The 17,474-nt window shown below is 49.2% G+C and carries 16 protein-coding genes; 11 read left to right on the top strand and 5 right to left on the bottom strand.

The genetic code is table 11. The features are described 5' to 3' along the window. Positions 1–105: 105 nt before the first annotated feature. A complete protein-coding gene (locus ACW9SV_RS09430; protein WP_479556486.1) occupies positions 106–1,545 on the top strand; it encodes a DEAD/DEAH box helicase in 1,440 nt (479 codons plus the stop codon). A 22-nt stretch (positions 1,546–1,567) separates the two neighbouring features. After that, a complete protein-coding gene (locus ACW9SV_RS09425) occupies positions 1,568–2,230 on the top strand; it encodes a DMP19 family protein (RefSeq protein WP_479556485.1) in 663 nt (220 codons plus the stop codon). 116 nt (positions 2,231–2,346) lie between these two features. Here ACW9SV_RS09425 and ACW9SV_RS09420 read toward each other — a convergent pair whose 3' ends face one another. The 3 genes from ACW9SV_RS09420 to ACW9SV_RS09410 form a co-directional block, all read right to left on the bottom strand. Further along, positions 2,347–2,805, bottom strand: a complete 459-nt coding sequence (locus tag ACW9SV_RS09420) for a hypothetical protein (protein WP_479556484.1) — start codon at positions 2,803–2,805, stop codon at positions 2,347–2,349. Between the two features lie 154 nt (positions 2,806–2,959). After that, positions 2,960–3,613 (bottom strand): uracil phosphoribosyltransferase, encoded by a 654-nt coding sequence (gene upp, locus ACW9SV_RS09415; RefSeq protein WP_479556483.1) that lies wholly within the window; start codon positions 3,611–3,613, stop codon positions 2,960–2,962. Continuing rightward, positions 3,568–4,530 (bottom strand): GNAT family N-acetyltransferase, encoded by a 963-nt coding sequence (locus ACW9SV_RS09410; RefSeq protein ID WP_479556482.1) that lies wholly within the window; start codon positions 4,528–4,530, stop codon positions 3,568–3,570. The genes upp and ACW9SV_RS09410 overlap by 46 nt, the downstream gene beginning before the upstream one ends. A gap of 216 nt (positions 4,531–4,746) precedes the next feature. Here ACW9SV_RS09410 and ACW9SV_RS09405 point away from each other — a divergent pair, with 216 nt between their 5' ends. The 9 genes from ACW9SV_RS09405 to ACW9SV_RS09365 all read left to right on the top strand — a co-directional run bounded on the left by ACW9SV_RS09405 (position 4,747) and on the right by ACW9SV_RS09365 (position 15,087). Further along, complete coding sequence (locus tag ACW9SV_RS09405; RefSeq protein WP_479556481.1) at positions 4,747–6,438, top strand: hypothetical protein; 1,692 nt, start codon at positions 4,747–4,749, stop codon at positions 6,436–6,438. 156 nt (positions 6,439–6,594) lie between these two features. Next, the gene (locus tag ACW9SV_RS09400) at positions 6,595–8,427 is read left to right on the top strand and encodes an ABC transporter ATP-binding protein (RefSeq protein WP_479556480.1); all 1,833 of its coding nucleotides are present in this window, start codon (positions 6,595–6,597) and stop codon (positions 8,425–8,427) included. Positions 8,428–8,595: 168 nt separating this feature from the next. After that, positions 8,596–9,081, top strand: coding sequence for a hypothetical protein (locus tag ACW9SV_RS09395; RefSeq protein WP_479556479.1), 486 nt, complete (start codon positions 8,596–8,598; stop codon positions 9,079–9,081). Positions 9,082–9,084: 3 nt separating this feature from the next. Next, the gene (gene lpcA, locus ACW9SV_RS09390; RefSeq protein ID WP_479556478.1) at positions 9,085–9,669 is read left to right on the top strand and encodes a D-sedoheptulose 7-phosphate isomerase; all 585 of its coding nucleotides are present in this window, start codon (positions 9,085–9,087) and stop codon (positions 9,667–9,669) included. 288 nt (positions 9,670–9,957) lie between these two features. Next, the gene (locus ACW9SV_RS09385; RefSeq protein ID WP_479556477.1) at positions 9,958–11,496 is read left to right on the top strand and encodes a YifB family Mg chelatase-like AAA ATPase; all 1,539 of its coding nucleotides are present in this window, start codon (positions 9,958–9,960) and stop codon (positions 11,494–11,496) included. Between the two features lie 382 nt (positions 11,497–11,878). Beyond that, the gene (locus tag ACW9SV_RS09380) at positions 11,879–12,490 is read left to right on the top strand and encodes a porin family protein (RefSeq protein ID WP_479556476.1); all 612 of its coding nucleotides are present in this window, start codon (positions 11,879–11,881) and stop codon (positions 12,488–12,490) included. Between the two features lie 71 nt (positions 12,491–12,561). Beyond that, positions 12,562–13,167: a porin family protein gene (locus ACW9SV_RS09375; protein WP_479556475.1), complete on the top strand. Its 606-nt coding sequence runs from the start codon at positions 12,562–12,564 to the stop codon at positions 13,165–13,167. A 427-nt stretch (positions 13,168–13,594) separates the two neighbouring features. Further along, positions 13,595–14,248: a porin family protein gene (locus ACW9SV_RS09370; RefSeq protein WP_479556474.1), complete on the top strand. Its 654-nt coding sequence runs from the start codon at positions 13,595–13,597 to the stop codon at positions 14,246–14,248. A 188-nt stretch (positions 14,249–14,436) separates the two neighbouring features. After that, positions 14,437–15,087, top strand: a complete 651-nt coding sequence (locus tag ACW9SV_RS09365; protein ID WP_479556473.1) for a porin family protein — start codon at positions 14,437–14,439, stop codon at positions 15,085–15,087. A 119-nt stretch (positions 15,088–15,206) separates the two neighbouring features. On the opposite strand, the gene ACW9SV_RS09360 is transcribed toward ACW9SV_RS09365, so the two are convergent. Beyond that, positions 15,207–16,577: a dipeptidase gene (locus ACW9SV_RS09360; protein WP_479556472.1), complete on the bottom strand. Its 1,371-nt coding sequence runs from the start codon at positions 16,575–16,577 to the stop codon at positions 15,207–15,209. 197 nt (positions 16,578–16,774) lie between these two features. Then, positions 16,775–17,419 (bottom strand): glycerol-3-phosphate 1-O-acyltransferase PlsY, encoded by a 645-nt coding sequence (plsY, locus tag ACW9SV_RS09355; protein WP_479556471.1) that lies wholly within the window; start codon positions 17,417–17,419, stop codon positions 16,775–16,777. Positions 17,420–17,474 lie beyond the last annotated feature (55 nt).

Here is a 17,474-nt window from a genome sequence, read left to right as displayed (position 1 = left end):
CACACCGAATACTTTTGATTTCAACCTCTTTTCCCAAAACCAGCCTAATAACGTATTATAAGAGTGAACGGTAGACACAAATCTCAATTCCGTACCTTTGCACCAATGATAGAAGAAGAAAACGAAAACCTTGCCCCCGAGCAGGACGAAAACATAGCCCCAGAGGCAACGGAGGAAACCGCGCAGGAAGAAGAGGCGCTACCTAGTTTCGAGAATTTCAAGCTGAACCGTCAGCTATTGAACGCCATTGAGGAACTTGGCTACCAGAAACCCACCCCTGTTCAGGTGCAAACCATCCCCCTGGCCATGGCCGGGCACGATGTGATGGGGATTGCACAGACAGGAACGGGCAAAACGGCGGCCTATGTGTTGCCGCTGCTCATGAAAGTGAAGTACGCCCAAGGCAAACACCCACGCGCGCTCATTCTGGCTCCTACCCGCGAGCTGGTGATGCAGATTGAGGAGAACATCCACAAATTCAGCGCTTATCTTGATCTGCGTACCGTAGGCATTTACGGCGGTGTAGGTCCGAAAACCCAGATTGAGCGTATCCAGGCCGGAATTGACATCTTGGTAGCCACGCCCGGCCGCCTCATGGACATTTACCGCAAAGGCGAGCTGCACCTGAAAGAACTCAAAACGCTGGTGCTGGACGAGGCCGATAAGATGATGGACATGGGTTTCATGCCTCAGATCCGGCAGATTTTAGAGATTATCCCCCGGAAACGGCAGAACCTGCTGTTCTCGGCCACCATGCATGAGCGGGTGCACACCTTGTCAGAGGAGTTCCTGGAGTTCCCGATGGTGGTGGAAGTAACCCCACAGGCCACCCCGGTGGAAACCGTGAGCCAGAAACTGTACCGCGTACCTAACCTCCGCACCAAGATCGCCTTACTGGAATACCTCTTTGAGGACAAGAAGACGTTTAACCGCGTCATGATCTTCACTCGCAGCAAAACCAACGCCGACAACGTGAGTTCCTTCTTGGATCGCAAAGGCCAGGGCGGTGTGCGCGTGGTCCACGGAAACAAAGGCCAGAACACCCGCATCAACGCTGTGGAAGCTTTCAGAGACGGTGAGGTGCGATACTTAGTGGCGACGGATGTGGCGGCCCGCGGCATTGACATCAATGACGTGAGCCACGTGATTAACTTTGACGTGCCCATTATTTACGAGGACTACGTGCACCGCATCGGGCGTACGGGCCGTGCCGAGCAGAAAGGTGCTTCCATCATCTTCGCGAACGAGGCCGAGATGCACCACATTGAGCGCATTGAGAAGCTGATCAAAATGCAGATTCCGGAAGAACCGCTGCCCCAAGAAGTAAGGGTGTACGAAACGCCGTTTGAAGAGCAGCAAGTGATCAACAAAGAGCTGGACAACCAACGCCGCCGCGAAGACCCAGACTTTAAAGGAGCTTTCCACGAGAAAAAAGCCCGCCCTCAGTACGAAAACAAAGGCAAGGGTGCCAAAGTGAGAGACGCCAAGAAAGCCGGTTGGAAGAAAACCAAAGCCGGTGGCGGCAGCAAGCGCAAGAGCCGGTAGTTGGTTGGTGATGGTTTCTTAGATGGACAAGCAGAGAAGACAAGAGCTGAAAAGGAATTACAAAGAGGAGCAGGCTAAAACTGATCCTGTCCTGCAGCATTTTTCCAAAATCAAGCAACTGTCTCTCCTGAAGACCCCATTAACAAAAGAGCACCTAGACCAATGGAGTGATGAAGAGTTGGAGCAAAACATCATCATCTTCGCTGAAGCAGGAATAGCAAGTGTTGGGAGACCTTCCAAAAACCAGAATCAAATGGATTGGGAGAGAGTTGCCTTGCAAGAACTACCGTCAGGAATACAAGCGGTATTCGCTACCTATCTTTTTGAAAGCAGCTTGTTTTTAAATGGCAGTTACTTTGATTTCTTCCTACAAAACAATGGAACGTTTGCAGTAGAAGCACTAAATGGATACAAGCTTATGGGCAACCGTAAAATGGTTGATATACTTGAGCAATGTATAAGTGCCTACCTGATTATGCGAAAACAAGGAGTGATTGATGAACTGTACGGTGTTCCTCACCATTGGGAAATAGAAGAAAGCATTCTTATAGGAATCAACACAAAGAGCTTCGACAGTTTGTATGATGAATACCAGGTCATGCGCGACTCTCTTCCGCGCGAACTTGCGCAGGCTAAGATTCAGTTCATCAGAAAACATCCTGATTTGTTCATCACAAAAAGCTAGAGGTTAGAACTTTGATTGCACACATTTCGGCCTTATTTCCTGAGAAGGCCCTTAAAACGAGAGAGCCGCATGATTTACATGCGGCTCTCTCGTTTTATACCTAAAAGAATTAACCTTTATTTAAGAAACTGTAGAAAAGGCAAATGGCTTAGTTTGTACAAAGTAAGGGTTACAGCAAATCCCCAGAAAACGGCGCTCCAGAGCATGTGCAATAAGATGCGGCTTTTAGATACCCCCAGAACGGTAGCCAGTACGGTGCCCACAATAGGGGTGAACAGCACTGGGGTAAGAAAAGCGATGCCCGACATGCCAAACCGTTTCCAAACCGAAACGATACGGCGGTTCTTCTTGCTGAACATAGGCTTGTTCTTTGCCCGCTGCCGGGCCACGTACCGGTCATGCACAGCTGACCCGATAAGCGAGAATAGAAATACGCTGGTCATCATGCCGGCAATGGTGAGGCAGACGGTAGCCCAGAACGGAATACCCATGGTTAAGCCTACCAAGGGACCGCCGAAGAACTTTACAGCGCTCAGCAGATAGACAGAGATATATTTTAGAACTGCAGAAATCATACAGCCTTCAACAGAAAAGTAAAACCCAGAAGCATAACAAAGCTTATACGAAGACGCCTCAACTCAACCACACACAAAATATGGGGGCATTAAAGATACAACTATCGTTAACATTCACAGCCATAAACCTTTAGTTTAAACCATTTTTCTTCTGTTAACTTTTTGACCCAAAGGCCAGGTCCCCGGCATCGCCTAAGCCCGGCACTATATACGATTGCTCGTTCAGGCGCTCATCCAAGGCACCCACCCACAATTCCGCCTTGGGGATTTGTTCATGTACGTGGGCTACCCCTTCAGGGCTGGCGATGATGGCCGAAATAATAATGCGTTTAGGCGTACCAAAACGCAGCATGTCTTTATACGTAAGCACCAGAGATTTTCCGGTGGCCAACATGGGGTCCACCAGAATCAAAATCTTATCTTCCAGGTGCGGGGTAGCCATGTAATCTAAGTGTACAGACAGCTGACGCCCCCCTTCTACCCTATAAGCTCCCACAAAAGCACTGGTAGAATGGTCAAAATAATTCAGGAAGCCTTGGTGAAACGGCAAGCCGGCGCGCAGCACAGTGGCCAGCACCGGAAACTCCACCAACAGCGTTTGCTGCGTTGGGGCTAACGGAGTCTCAATGGTCTGCTCTTGGTAAGGAAGCGTCTCGGAGATTTTGTACGCCATCACCTCGCCCAGGCGCTCCAGGTTACGCCGGAAACGCAAGCTGTCTTTCTGCACCGTCACGTCGCGCAACTCAGAAATAAAATGATTGGCTAACGAAGGTGTTTGGCTAAGTATGTGAAGACGGTTGGAGTCCATTGCAGGGCCGATGGTTTAGGTTGGATGCTTAAAGATACGTAAGGGACGGGCTGCGCGCCAAAGCCCGCGTAAAAATTCGCGACGCCGGCCACTTCGCTCCCCTCAAAATCAAAGGTTTTCCCCGAGCCGGCCTCCTGCCTGATTAGCTGGTCTAACAAAAACGCCATGGCGCTTTTTTGCCTTCCTTCGGCAGAACTGGCCCCAAACAAAAAGGTGATGCGGTGGTCTATCTGAAGAATAAAAGCAGCCGCCAACAGCCTATTCTGATGTCGCACCTCCCATACCTGACCTGCCATCTCCTGCCTGGCCCGTTCATACAAGGCTACTAACTTTGCATAATGCCTGCTCTTGAGTTCTGTGAGTTCTTTGCCTTTGGTGGTCCTGAACAACGCTACCAACCCTTTTATAGAGTGCGCCGGTGCCATATTCAATGGCTGCTGACTTGCTTTTTTAAGGTTCCGGCGGAGATTAGAAGAGTAGTTTTGCTCTAGATGGTCATAATCGGGCGCTAAACTCAACTCATAATTAGGCCTCGTTCTGTACGTCCATGGGGCTGGCAGCACAAGAGGCACTTCACTCGTCCAAGGCAGTTGGTACTGTATCTGTGTGAACTTCCCCGGCAAGAAAGCGAGGTATTCCTCTAAAACCAGGTGTTGGCTGGCTGGTGTGATCACCAAACCCAGTTGCTGGGTAAAGAGCGGCTGGTACACTTTTTTCTTCCCTAAAAGCGACCTAACCGGGAAAGGAAACACCGATACGTACTCCTCCCCTTGTAGCTCTACCAACGCCTCCCAGTTACCGGAGCACACCACTTCTAAATACCAGGCCCGCACATACACCAAGGGCTGGTAGGCTTTCAGCAGGCAGGCCTCCCAACGCTCCAGATTTATCTCATGACGGCGCAGGTGTTGTATCATCTTACCGGCAAGATACTGTTTTCGGGATTGTATTGAAGCAGCCGCCGCCTCGGCAAACTAGTGTCAACGCCAATTTCGCCCTACTTTTCAGAAAAGAAGGTAAAAGCATCAGGCTACTTCTGACGTTAATGCGCAGAACGCCGCAAGCAACCCGTAAGCCTTCAGGAGAGTACACGGTCAAAAATCCACTAACTTCGCGTCCACAACTCCTTCTATATGAGAAAAACTTACCGTCTGCTGTTGGGTCTTCTAGTTCTGGCAGGTTCTGCAACGGCACAAGACGCCACTGTGCCTTTAAACCAGGATGTGTACCGGGTCATTGACCGCTACCACATCAAGCACAACACCGAAGACCTGCACACCTCTTTCAGACCTTATGGCCGCGCCCGGGTAGCAAGACTAGGCGAAGAAGCCCGGCAGGATGCTAACTCCGGCTCCCGCACCGATGAGTACAATGTCAATTACCTGATCAACGATAATTGGAATTACACCCGCAACACGCGCACGAACGAAAGCCAGCGCTCTTTGGGCCCGTTTTTCAGAAACAAGACCGATCTCTACCATTATGAAAGCCCTGATTTCACCTTGCGCGTGAACCCAGTCATTGGGCTGCAGGCCGGCAAAGACACCGAGACCGACGGTTTGCGCTACATCAACACCAGGGGTTTACAGGTAGAAGGCACCATTGACGAGAAACTAGGATTCTACACCTTCCTAGCCGATAACCAGGCAAAGCTGCCCGGCTACGTGAACGAGAGGGTTTCACGTGACAACATTGTACCGCACGAAGCTTACTGGAAGCCTTTTGGCACCGGCGGCTATGATTTTTTCTCGGCGAGAGGTTATATCAACTACGCAGCCACCAAACACATCAGCGTGATGCTGGGCCATGACCGCAACTTCATCGGCAACGGTTTACGCTCCATGATTTTGTCTGACTACGCGGCGCCGTACTTCTTCCTGAAACTGCAGACCCAGATCTGGAAACTGCAGTACACCAACCTCTACGCCGAGCTCACCCAGGACTTTGAACAGGTAGACCAGTTGTACGCCAAAAAGTACATGACCCTGCACCACTTGAGCGTGAACATCCTGCCCAACCTGAACGTGGGCGTGTTTGAGTCGGTGATCTTTGGCCGTGATAGAGGCCGGTTTGAGCTGCAGTACCTGAACCCAGTCATTTTCTACCGCAGCATTGAACAGGGCTTAGGCTCTGAAGACAACGCCTTGCTGGGGATGGATTTCAAATGGAACATCTACAACCGCGTGCAGCTCTATGGACAAGCCGTGCTGGATGAATTCCTGATTAGTGAACTACGTGCAGGTAACGGCTGGTGGGGAAACAAATTTGCCCTGCAAGGTGGCGCCAAGTACATTGACGCCTTCGGGGTTTCTAACTTAGATTTGCAGGGAGAACTCAACCTGGCCCGTCCTTTCACCTACCAGCATGAGGATCCCTCTAAAAACTACCAGCATTACTTGCAACCGCTGGCACACCCCATGGGCGCAAACTTGGCCGAGGCCGTAGCCATTGTGCGCTATCAGCCCATCCCTAAGTTGACCCTTACCGCCAAAGCCATTGCTACCCGTTACGGCCAGGACCCGGAGCCTACCGTTGATCCCCTGAACCCAGAAGGCGGGCTTATTGAGTACAACTACGGAGGTAATGTTCTGAAACCATACACCACCCGCCAGGGCGATTACGGCTACCAGATTGGCAGCGGCATCACCACAGACCAGATTTACGGCGAGGCCACCGCATCCTTCCAGTTAAGGTATAACATGTTCTTGGATGTCACCCAAGTGGTACGCCGCGCCAATGCCGAGGATGACCGCTATGACCGGAACAACGCGTTCACGGGCGTTTCTTTCCGGTGGAACATTCCGCAGCGCACCCACGAGTTCTAGGCTTCTTTCATCAAAACGCCTCGTAAGCAGATCGGCTCCTTCTCTTCTACAGAAGGAGCCGATCTGTTTTTATGTCCCTTTCCTGGAAAACAGGCTTAAAAGGCTTAGTTAAAACGTGGTGCTGTTTCATTCCTGCAAAGCCGTACCTTTGCAGGAATGAAAACTTATTTCCGCATTTTAAAATTTGCGCGGCCGTTTAGTCAATACGTTCCGTGGTACGCCATTGCCACGTTACTGGCAACCATCTTTGGGGTTTTGAACTTCGGACTACTTGCCCCTTTATTGAAAGTCCTGTTTGGCCAAGCCAACAGCATGAATGAGATTCCCAGGGCTGTGCCGGCTTTTGAATTCAATATCAGCTGGTTTACGCAATTCTTTTACTACCACGTGGGCCAGATCATTCAGACCCAAGGTAACATTGGTGCCTTGCGCTTTATCTGCATTCTGCTTGTCATCTCGGTACTGCTGGCCAACGTGTTCCGCTACATCGGTCTCCGGATTGAGGGCGTGGTGCGGGCCCGGGTGGTGAAGAACTTAAGAATGCAAGTGTTTGAGCGGTTGACCCAACTGCAGCTAGGCTTCTTCTCTAACCAGCGCAAAGGCAACATCATGTCTACGCTAACCAATGATGTGCAGGAAGTAGAGAACTCGGTAGTGAGTACCTTGAACGTACTGTTTCGGGAGCCTTTTCTACTGATTGGCTACTTTGTGGTGCTTTTTTACATATCGCCGCAGCTCACCTTCTTTAGCTTGCTGGTACTTCCAATATCAGGTTTGATCATCTCCAGCATTTCCAAGAAACTGAAAAGACAGTCCTCTCAGGGGCAGGATGCGCTGGGTTCTATTCTGGGCATTATTGATGAAACCTTGAGCGGTTTGCGCGTGATCAAAGGATTCAATGCGCAGCCGTACGTGCTGGGTAAGTTCAGACAAAGCAACAGCCTGTACGCGCGCATCATCACCTCCATGAACAACAAGCGCAGTTTGGCCTCGCCTTTCTCTGAGTTTATGGGTGTATCGGCGGTGGCGGGTATTTTATTCTACGGCGGTTCTTTGGTGCTGCGTGGGGAATCTGACTTAGGCGGCGAGGATTTGATCGCGTATTTGGCCTTATTCTCTCAGGTGTTGGTGCCGGTGAAAGCTATCTCCAACGCCTTCAGCAATATCCAACGTGGATTGGTTTCGGGGGAGCGGGTACTTGCTTTGATTGACACCGAGCCTCTGATTCGGGATCGGCCAGATTCTAAGACTTTGCCAGAGTTTACCCAGGCCATCGAGTTTAAGAATGTGAGTTTCCAGTACGCCAATGACCCTATTCTACAGGGCATCAACCTACGTATCCCTAAAGGGAAAACCATCGCGTTGGTAGGCCCATCGGGTGGCGGAAAATCGACGTTGGCAGACTTACTTCCTCGTTTCTATGACCCTACAGAGGGAGCTATCACCATTGACGGACTAGACCTTCGGGATTGTTCTTTGCACTCCATCAGAGAGCAGATGGGCATTGTCACGCAGGAGTCTATCCTGTTCAATGACACCATCTTCAACAACATCGCCTTCAACAAGACCGATGCCACCGAGGAAGAGGTAATTGCCGCAGCCAGGATTGCGAATGCCCACGAGTTCATTACGCAGTCCCCGGATGGTTACCAAACCGTGATTGGCGATAGAGGAAGCAAACTATCGGGTGGTCAGCGCCAGCGCCTGAGCATTGCCCGCGCCATCCTTAAAAACCCGCCTATTCTAATCATGGACGAGGCCACCTCGGCTTTGGACACCGAATCTGAGAAACTAGTGCAGGAAGCCTTGACCAACCTCATGAAGAACCGCACGTCTCTGGTGATTGCCCACCGCCTTAGCACCATTCAGCACGCCGATGAAATCATTGTTTTGCAGGGTGGCCGCATTGTAGAGCGCGGCAACCATTCAGAGTTGGTGCAACAAAGAGGGCTGTATCACAAACTCACCCAGATGCAGCATACTACCTAAGCAACTTCTTACTGTTTTTTAGCCGCCAGTTTAGGCCTGTTTTATTAAAAGCAGGCCTAAACCGGCGGTTTGCTTTTAGGAGAAGCGGAACCTTTCACAGCTATTTGCCGGCTTTTGCGTACAGCCAATTATATTCATTATTCTTAATGTTTAGCAATCTGTACGGCCATGGAGTCTTTGAAGAAGTTTATAAATGTGGCGGTGATGGTATATTTGCTCATCGCCTTTCTGTTCTTGCTGCGGATCTTAAGTGTCTCTAAGTTTGTGGCCTTGTTTGACTTAGCCCACGATGCCGAGTTCTACAACCGGCTGCTCTGGGGCGGGGTGGTCTTGCTGCTGGCTGAACTGCTGGTGGAAAACGTGTATATTGCTGCCCTGAAACGAAAACTGGACCGCGAGTACCGCCAGCACACCGAGCTGAAAACAAAGCATACTGAACTGAAGGCGAAGCATTATGACCAGCAGATAAGAACTGCGGCTGTCCCTCTGGTTCCGGAGCCTACCCCAAGCACACCCGCCACCAGTTCTCCTGTAGGGAACACCGCAGACCAGGAGGAGCGAAATCTGATCATCACGCCCGCTCCCATGCCTCCTACGTTGAACCCAGACGAAAACCCCAACCTGCCGCCGACAGATCACCGGCCTTTGCGTTAGTACATGAACACCTCGCCTTCTGCCCTTATTCTGCAGGAACTGCAACAAGCCCAACAAGTGCTCTCAAATTTTCTGGCTCAGTCCGCCACCGTTTCTTCCATTGAAGCGGCAGCCCACCTTATGGCCATCAGCCTGAAAAACGGAGGTAAGATTCTATCTTGCGGTAACGGAGGTTCCATGTGTGACGCCATGCACTTTGCCGAGGAGCTCACCGGCCGCTACCGCGATGACCGCGCCCCTATGGCTGCCATCTCCATCTCAGACCCTAGTCACATGAGCTGCGTTTCCAATGACTATGGGTATGACCACGTGTTCTCTCGCTATGTGCAGGCCTTGGTAAGACCCGGCGATGTGCTCTTAGGCATCAGTACCAGCGGCAACTCGGGCAACGTACTCAAAGCCGCTGAGGCTGCCAAAGCCCAAGGCGCCCACGTGGTCACGCTCACCGGCAAAGACGGCGGCAAACTGGCGTCTCTAAGCGATGTAGAGATTAGGGTCCCGCATTTCGGCTACGCCGACAGAATTCAGGAAATCCACATCAAGGTGATCCACATCCTGATTCTGCTGCTGGAGAAACACATGGCTTAACTTCGGTTTAACATTCCGTAAATGTGCTTTTTGCTTGGTTTTACGAAAACAAGGGTAAAGCTTAAATGGACATGTTGGGCGCTTATTAAAAGGCAAGCAGAGACAGTTTTCTGGTTATGACCAAGCTTTGGGAAAAGGCTTTGAAAGCGATGATTTTCCTTTTAGCACCGGTGTGGTTGAAGAGAAAGTACTCAGGCCATTTATCAGCTTAACCTTTTAAGGAATTTATTCCGGTCTATTGCTGTTGGGCTACTTACAAAATAATCCAATATTGTATTAGAATCATCTATGCTTGTAAAGACCTTCGGAAGCGCGGTACAAGGTGTCAATGCCTTCACCATCACTATTGAAGTAAATGTATCGCCGGGAACAAAGTATTTTTTGGTAGGCCTGCCAGACAACGCCATCAAAGAAAGTGAGCAGCGGATTGAGTCTGCTTTGAAACATCATGGCTACCGCATGCCGCGCCAGAAAGTGGTCATCAACATGGCCCCTGCCAATGTACGCAAAGAAGGCTCGGCGTATGACCTTCCTATTGCTTTAGGAATATTGGCGGCCTCTGACCAACTCCTCACCGATCAGCTTGAAAAGTATCTGATCATGGGCGAACTGGCCCTAGACGGTGAACTCAGACCCATCAAAGGAGTTTTGCCCATTGCCATTCAAGCCCGAAAGGAAGGCTTCAAAGGATTTATCCTACCCCAACAAAACGCCCAGGAAGCCGCCATTGTGAACAACCTGGATGTGATAGGGGTGTCTAACCTCAAAGAAGCCATTGATTTCCTGAGCGGCAACCTGACCATTGAGCCCTTAAAAGTAGACACCCGCGATCTCTTCCAAGTAACGGTACACCAATACACTGCCGACTTCGCCGATGTGCAAGGCCAGGAAAACATTAAACGTGCCCTAGAGATAGCCGCTGCCGGTGGCCATAACGTCATCATGATCGGGCCGCCTGGCGCCGGTAAAACCATGCTGGCCAAACGGCTGCCTTCCATTTTGCCTCCGCTTACCCTTCACGAGGCGCTGGAAACAACGAAGATCCACTCGGTAGCGGGTAAGTTAGGCACCAAGGGGGCTCTGATGGCCCAACGTCCGTTCAGGGCACCGCACCACACCATTTCAGACGTAGCCTTGGTAGGAGGTGGTGGCAATCCGCAACCCGGCGAGATTTCCCTTTCCCACAACGGGGTTCTGTTCCTGGATGAGCTCCCGGAGTTTAAAAGAACGGTGCTAGAGGTTATGCGTCAGCCTCTGGAAGAGCGGCGGGTAAGTATTTCGCGGGCACGTCTTACCATTGATTTCCCGGCCAATTTCATGTTAGTGGCCAGCATGAACCCCTGCCCGTGCGGCTTCTACAATGACCCAAATAAGGACTGCGTCTGTGGTCCGGGGGTGGTGCAACGTTATCTAAATAAAGTAAGCGGGCCGTTGCTGGACCGTATTGACCTGCACGTGGAAGTAACACCCGTCTCTTTTGACCAAATGACCGAGACACGCAAAACTGAAACCAGTGCCGACATCAGGGAGCGCGTAGAACGGGCCCGTCAATGGCAAGCTGAGCGGTTCAAGGCATTTCCAGACATCCACTCCAATGCCATGATGCCGCCCCAAATGGTAAAAGACCTGTGCCGCATCAACGAAGCCGGAAGACTGCTGTTGAAAGCCGCTATGGAAAAACTTGGCCTCTCCGCAAGAGCCTACGATCGTATCTTGAAAGTGAGTCGCACCATTGCCGACCTGGCGGGTTCAGAAAACATCAAGATAGAGCACCTCGCGGAGGCCATCCAGTATCGGAGCCTGGACCGTGAAGGCTGGGCCGGCTAATTCTTCCCTTTAATATTCAATTCCGCTTCTTTCTCCTCTTGATGAATACATGCTACTTAAGCGGGCAGTTCGTCAGGAGGATTTTTATTTCAGACAAGGATAGGGGTAATCCAATATAAAGCTGTCTAGTAGAGGTAGCATTACCATGCTTGAGGCTACACTACAGTGCAAAATGCCACTTTTTTTTCAGAGACATGCTATGTAATGTAGCCTATGAGTAGAAGGTACATCCTTAACCACTTACTAAATACCCTAAACAGGTTTCCTACCAGCATAGATCAACGCTTTAATACTTACTTTTTAGTATATACTAAAATCTATATTTGTCCTAAATAGCACCTTTAATAGATTCCTAAACCCCTTAACCTTTATTATTCAGTTCATGAAAAAAGTAGTTTTTTTGATTGCCGCATTATTCACTACCTATTTTGCCCAAGCGCAGGACGGCATCAAACTAGGTTTGAAAGCAGGTGTTAATGTGAGCAGTGTTGTTGGTGATGACACAGAGAACCTAGGCAACATACTAGGTGTTCATGCCGGCGGTTTCTTAGACTATGGTGTTACAGACAAGTTTTCAATCAGACCAGAACTCCTCTACTCTTTGAAAGGCTTCTATGCCGAAGAAGAGGAAGAAGACTTTGAATACAAATCGTACCTTACCACCCATTACCTAGATCTTCCGGTTTTAGGCAGATTTAAGGCGGGTAATTTCTTTATTGAGGCTGGTCCTACCTTCTCCTTCCTGTTAAGCGCAAAAACACGGGATGAGGGCGAGATTATGGGCGAGGAATTTGAAGAAACTAAAACCGTGACAGATGAATTCAACAAATTTGACCTTGGCGTAGCAGCTGGCGTGGGTTATCAGTTCCAGAGCGGCCTAGGCCTTGGGGTACGCTACAACAGAGGCTTAAGCAAATTAGATAAAGAAGGAGAGGCAAAAGCCTATAATTCCTCTTTCCAACTATCAGTAAGTTACACGCTTAAAGGCTTGTAAAAGGCTTTTGGGGCACATAGCTTCCCAGTTTTCACCTTTAGTCAATTACCTAACCTAAATAAATAAACTTCATGAAAAAGCTAGTATTCTTTATTGCCGCATTGTTCACCACCTACTTTGCCCAAGCCCAGGAGGGAATTAAATTGGGGATAAAAGCAGGTGCGAACTTTACCAACGTCACGGGTGATGACCTAGATGACGCTGAATATCTCTTTGGTTTCAATGGTGGTCTCTTTGCAGACTACGGTATCTCAGAAATGGTGTCCATCCGGCCAGAACTACTGTATTCTTTGAAAGGGTTCAAATTTGAAGGAGAAGAAGATGGAGAAGAATACACTCTGAAATCAAGACTCCACTACATTGATGTGCCAATCTTGGCTCACATCAATGCCGGCGGATTATTCTTTGAACTAGGACCAACCTTAGGGTTTATGATCAATGATAAAAACACCCTGGAAGTAGGCGGAGAAGAGCTTGACCTTGATACTGAAGACGGAGAAGGCTATAAGAAATTTGAATTTGGGTACGCGGCCGGTATTGGTTACCAGATGCCTGCCGGTGTTGGCATAGGATTGCGTTACCAAGGAGGCATCACCAGCATCAATGAAGATGATGATGCCAAAGTACGCAACTCTGTCTTCCAGCTTTCTTTAAGCTATATGTTTGGCGGCAGATAATCCCTGCTTAATCAAACCACAGAAAGGGCCTCTCTCGGGAGGCCCTTTTTTTATGCTCTGCACTTAGCCTACCCTTCTGATTTCTAACTCATTTTACCATCTGTAAGAAGTGCTTTTGTCTTTCTAGTTGGCTTATCTATTTAGCCGGTATTTTCCTGAAAATGCCTCCAAAGTAGAAATACCCATTTTTACTTTGCTCCTAAATTTGCTTCGCCGAGGCCAAAGTCTTAAAAGGGCTAATCTATTGAAAAGCAAGGCTTCTTATACCAATTCTTATCTTTTTCTAAGTTGTTTAAATACGGACCCGCTTTAACTTGTTGATAATTTAATCTACAAAAAGCCAACATTCTCTTGCGTAGCCGTATAATGGGGTGGTTTTATAAGGGTATCCTAGACAAACAACCCGTTACTTAATTTTAAACCCACTATGAAAAAGATTGTATTATTTGTAGCAGCAGTGCTTTCCTTTGGTGTAGCGCAAGCGCAAACAGGTCCACGTTTCGGAATCAAGGCAGGAGCAAACTACTCCAACATCTCTGGCAAAGAATTGGCCAACGAGGATATCTACCAAAACAAACTAGGCTTTGTAGGGGGCTTGACCGCCAACTTTGACCTGAGCGGAGATGGATTCCTTTCTGTGCAGCCAGAGCTTCTGTTCTCTCAGCGCGGCTATCAGTACCGTGACGAGAAATTCACCATCAACAATGTAGAGTACAAGCGCAAAGGCGATGTTAACTACAACTACCTTGATCTGCCGGTTCTTTTGAGAATCAACGCGGGGGGTCTTTTCTTTGAAGGAGGCCCGCAGGCGTCTTATCTGTTAGGTATCAAAGACAACACCGAAGAGAAAATAGGCGACAGAGACTTTGAACGTTCTACCAAAGTAGAGAAAGACAATCTTTCTGAACTGGAAATTGGGTACGCGGCTGGTTTAGGATATCAGGCCCAAAACGGCCTTAGCTTAGGCTTACGCTATACTGGAGGTATCAATGCCTTGGCCAAGGAAGACAATGACGAACTAACGAATGCCCGTCACTCTGCTTTCCAACTTACTTTAGGCTACGTATTTGGTGGCCGCTAATCAATTTCAAATCTTGACAAATGGGAGGAACTGCATTGCGGTTTCTCCCATTTTTTTATCCTTTAGTATCAACGTTTTACAAGAAAAGCCACTCTAAAAAACACCTAAAAACTAAGTTAACTCGATTTAGGCACAGTGTTTGATTAAATACTTGCAAACAATGGAACTAAATTCAAATTTCTAAAATCATGAAAAAACTCGTCTTCTTATTCGTAGCTATAGTGGCTTCCTATGCGGCCCAGGCACAATCTTCTTTCGGGATCAAAGGCGGTCTTAACTACTCTAACCTTTCCGGCGATTTACAGAACGAAGAACGGTTCAACAACAAGATCGGCTTTAATGCCGGGGTGTACTTTAACGCGCCCATCATCGGTGATTTCTTCTCCATTCAACCAGAGGTACTTTACTCCAACAAAGGTTACAAGTACGATGACAAAGTAGAGACCACTTTGCTGGGCGTTGAAAATAGATACGAAGGAACTGCAAACTTCAACTACTTAGATGTGCCGGTGTTGGCCCGCGTAAAAGCCAGCAGCTTCTTCTTTGAGGCCGGTCCACAGGTCTCTTACCTGGTGAGCGTTAACGACAAAACCAAACACTACCGTGACGGCGAACTGGTGAACCGTGAGGTAAGCGAAAAAAGCAAATCAGGGTATTCAGATTTTGAAGTAGGTTACGCCGCCGGAGTTGGTTTCGCCACTGCCAACGGTATCAGCTTAGGGCTGCGTTACAACGGCGCTTTTACTGAGTTAACCGATGATTCTCCGGTAAGAGGCGACTTCAAAAATGCCCGTCATTCTTCGTTCCTGTTGTCTTTGGGTTTCCCGCTCAGCAGATAATCTGAACCATACGATCTCCATTCAGACATAAGACAGGTTGTAAGTAAAAAGCCCCGGTACTTTTGAAGGTACCGGGGCTTTCTTTTTAAGGTCTTTTCAGAGAAAAGAGCTTGAAATGATTAGGCTTCCTGGGTGTGCAACGCGGCAAAGTGCTTGTAGAACAACGGAATGGTTTCAATGCCTTTCATGAAGTTGAACACGCCAAAATGCTCATTAGGCGAGTGGATGGCATCAGAATCCAGCCCGAAACCCATCAGCACGGTATCAGTTTCCAGCACAGACTTGAACATGGCCACGATAGGAATACTGCCCCCGCTGCGCACCGGTACCGGTTTCCTGCCAAACGTTTCTTCCATGGCCCTTGAAGCCGCCTGGTACCCTGCCGAGGTAGTAGGTGTTACCACTGGTTCGCCGCCGTGGTGCGGTTTCACCACTACTTTCACGCTAGGTGGCGCAATAGACTCAAAATGCTTCTGGAACAGCTCGCTGATTTCTTCTGAGGTTTGGTGCGGTACCAACCGCATAGAGATCTTCGCGAAGGCTTTGGACGGAATCACCGTTTTAGCCCCTTCGCCGGTGTAACCGCCCCAGATGCCGTTTACGTCTAGAGTAGGTCTGATGGAATTACGCTCCATGGTAGCGTAACCTGCCTCGCCGTGCACATCAGACAGGTCTAAGGCCTTTTTATAAGCATCCAGGCTGAAAGGAGCCCGTGCCATCTCGGCGCGCTCTTCCTGGCTCAGTTCTTCCACGTTGTCATAGAATCCCGGAATGGTGATGTGGTTGTTCTCATCGTGCAGCGAGGCAATCATCTTGCACAGGACGTTGATGGGGTTAGCCACCGCGCCACCGTACAGGCCGGAGTGTAGGTCACGGTTAGGTCCGGTTACCTCCACCTCATGGTAGCTGAGGCCCCGCAGACCAGTCGTTACCGAAGGCACGTCATTGGCCAGCATGCCCGTGTCAGAGATCACAATAATATCGGCCTTCAGCCTTTCTTTGTTTTCCTTTACGAAAGTAGCCAGGTTCACGGAGCCCACTTCTTCCTCGCCCTCAATCATGAATTTCACGTTGCAAGGCAAGGCCCGCTGCTGCATCATGGTTTCAAACGCCTTCACGTGCATGTAGGTCTGGCCTTTATCATCACAGGCGCCGCGGGCGTAGATTTTCTCGTCTTTAATCACCGGCTCAAACGGCGGTGAGTTCCACAATTCATACGGGTCAGCGGGTTGCACGTCATAGTGCCCGTACACCAGCACCGTTGGCAAAGCCGGATCAATGATTTTATCTGCGTATACAATGGGGTTGCCCGCCGTCTGGAACAACTGGGCATTGTCGGCCCCGGCTTCGTGCAACTTCTCTCTTAAAAATTCAGCCGCCCGCATCACGTCTCCCTTGAAAGAAAGGTCTGCACTTACGGATGGAATACGTAACAACTCCAGCAACTCTTGCAGAAACCGGTCTTTGTTCTCTTCAATATAGGCTTTCATAGTATAGGTTTGATGATGGGTGAAGTTAAAACAAAAAGCGCCTTTCTCCTTGAAGAAAGACGCTTTTATGGTTTATCTAATCAGATTTGCCAGCTTTAAAGCCAGACTTTTCTACTTTTTAGCGAGGCTTTCCGGCTTTAAGCTCCTTTTAGGAAAACACTCCTTAAAAACCCATTAAGGCTACTAGCCCAAACTCTCTATCTGCTTTTGAATGGATTGATGTTGGCTTTGCTTTCAACACCTTGCAGCAACCGGTTGATGTTCTTCTTATGGGTAAGCACTACCATGATGGCAATGAACACGCCAAAAGTAGGCAACAGGTAATTGTCTGGCTTGAACATAGGTAACAGCAACAGCAACGGAAAAGAAATGGCAGCCAGCATAGAACTAAGCGACACGTACTTGGTCAAAAGCAGTACCACAATGAAAACGCCCAGGCAAATCAAGGCGACCTGCAGATGTACCGCCAGCACCATGCCCATCAGCGTGGCCACACCCTTGCCTCCCTTAAAGCCCACGTACACCGGAAAGATATGGCCAATCACAGCAACCACGCCTAGAATAAGTTTGAACATGATGAGTTGTTGTGGCTCAATGACGTCCCAGTACACCAACAGGTTAGCCAGCGAGGTAGCGGCCCAGCCTTTGAGAATATCCACGGCCATGACAATAGAACCTGGTTTCTTCCCCAACACCCGGAAGGTGTTGGTAGCCCCCGCATTGCCGCTTCCGTGCTGACGCACATCTATACCATAGTAGGTTTTACCCACCCATACGGCCGTAGGAATTGCCCCAATCAAATAAGCCAACAAGATGATTCCGCCAATAGTGACTATCTCCATGTGATTGCGATGTTTTGTAGATCTGCTTTCTTATACGGCAATAACCGCTGAAACT

It is taken from the genome of Rufibacter sp. JT20002 (assembly GCF_056491185.1).
Note: the sequence above shows the minus strand (reverse complement) of the source record. Positions and strands in the feature narration are given on the sequence as shown.

Excerpts from the sequence above, each read along its gene's own strand:
- ACW9SV_RS09430 (WP_479556486.1), top strand. The coding sequence starts at position 106 with ATGATAGAAGAAGAAAACGAAAACCTTGCCCCCGAGCAGGACGAAAAC.
- ACW9SV_RS09425 (WP_479556485.1), top strand. The coding sequence starts at position 1,568 with ATGGACAAGCAGAGAAGACAAGAGCTGAAAAGGAATTACAAAGAGGAG.
- ACW9SV_RS09420 (WP_479556484.1), bottom strand. The coding sequence starts at position 2,805 with ATGATTTCTGCAGTTCTAAAATATATCTCTGTCTATCTGCTGAGCGCT.
- upp (WP_479556483.1), bottom strand. The coding sequence starts at position 3,613 with ATGGACTCCAACCGTCTTCACATACTTAGCCAAACACCTTCGTTAGCC.
- ACW9SV_RS09410 (WP_479556482.1), bottom strand. The coding sequence starts at position 4,530 with ATGATACAACACCTGCGCCGTCATGAGATAAATCTGGAGCGTTGGGAG.
- ACW9SV_RS09405 (WP_479556481.1), top strand. The coding sequence starts at position 4,747 with ATGAGAAAAACTTACCGTCTGCTGTTGGGTCTTCTAGTTCTGGCAGGT.
- ACW9SV_RS09400 (WP_479556480.1), top strand. The coding sequence starts at position 6,595 with ATGAAAACTTATTTCCGCATTTTAAAATTTGCGCGGCCGTTTAGTCAA.
- ACW9SV_RS09395 (WP_479556479.1), top strand. The coding sequence starts at position 8,596 with ATGGAGTCTTTGAAGAAGTTTATAAATGTGGCGGTGATGGTATATTTG.
- lpcA (WP_479556478.1), top strand. The coding sequence starts at position 9,085 with ATGAACACCTCGCCTTCTGCCCTTATTCTGCAGGAACTGCAACAAGCC.
- ACW9SV_RS09385 (WP_479556477.1), top strand. The coding sequence starts at position 9,958 with ATGCTTGTAAAGACCTTCGGAAGCGCGGTACAAGGTGTCAATGCCTTC.
- ACW9SV_RS09380 (WP_479556476.1), top strand. The coding sequence starts at position 11,879 with ATGAAAAAAGTAGTTTTTTTGATTGCCGCATTATTCACTACCTATTTT.
- ACW9SV_RS09375 (WP_479556475.1), top strand. The coding sequence starts at position 12,562 with ATGAAAAAGCTAGTATTCTTTATTGCCGCATTGTTCACCACCTACTTT.
- ACW9SV_RS09370 (WP_479556474.1), top strand. The coding sequence starts at position 13,595 with ATGAAAAAGATTGTATTATTTGTAGCAGCAGTGCTTTCCTTTGGTGTA.
- ACW9SV_RS09365 (WP_479556473.1), top strand. The coding sequence starts at position 14,437 with ATGAAAAAACTCGTCTTCTTATTCGTAGCTATAGTGGCTTCCTATGCG.
- ACW9SV_RS09360 (WP_479556472.1), bottom strand. The coding sequence starts at position 16,577 with ATGAAAGCCTATATTGAAGAGAACAAAGACCGGTTTCTGCAAGAGTTG.
- plsY (WP_479556471.1), bottom strand. The coding sequence starts at position 17,419 with ATGGAGATAGTCACTATTGGCGGAATCATCTTGTTGGCTTATTTGATT.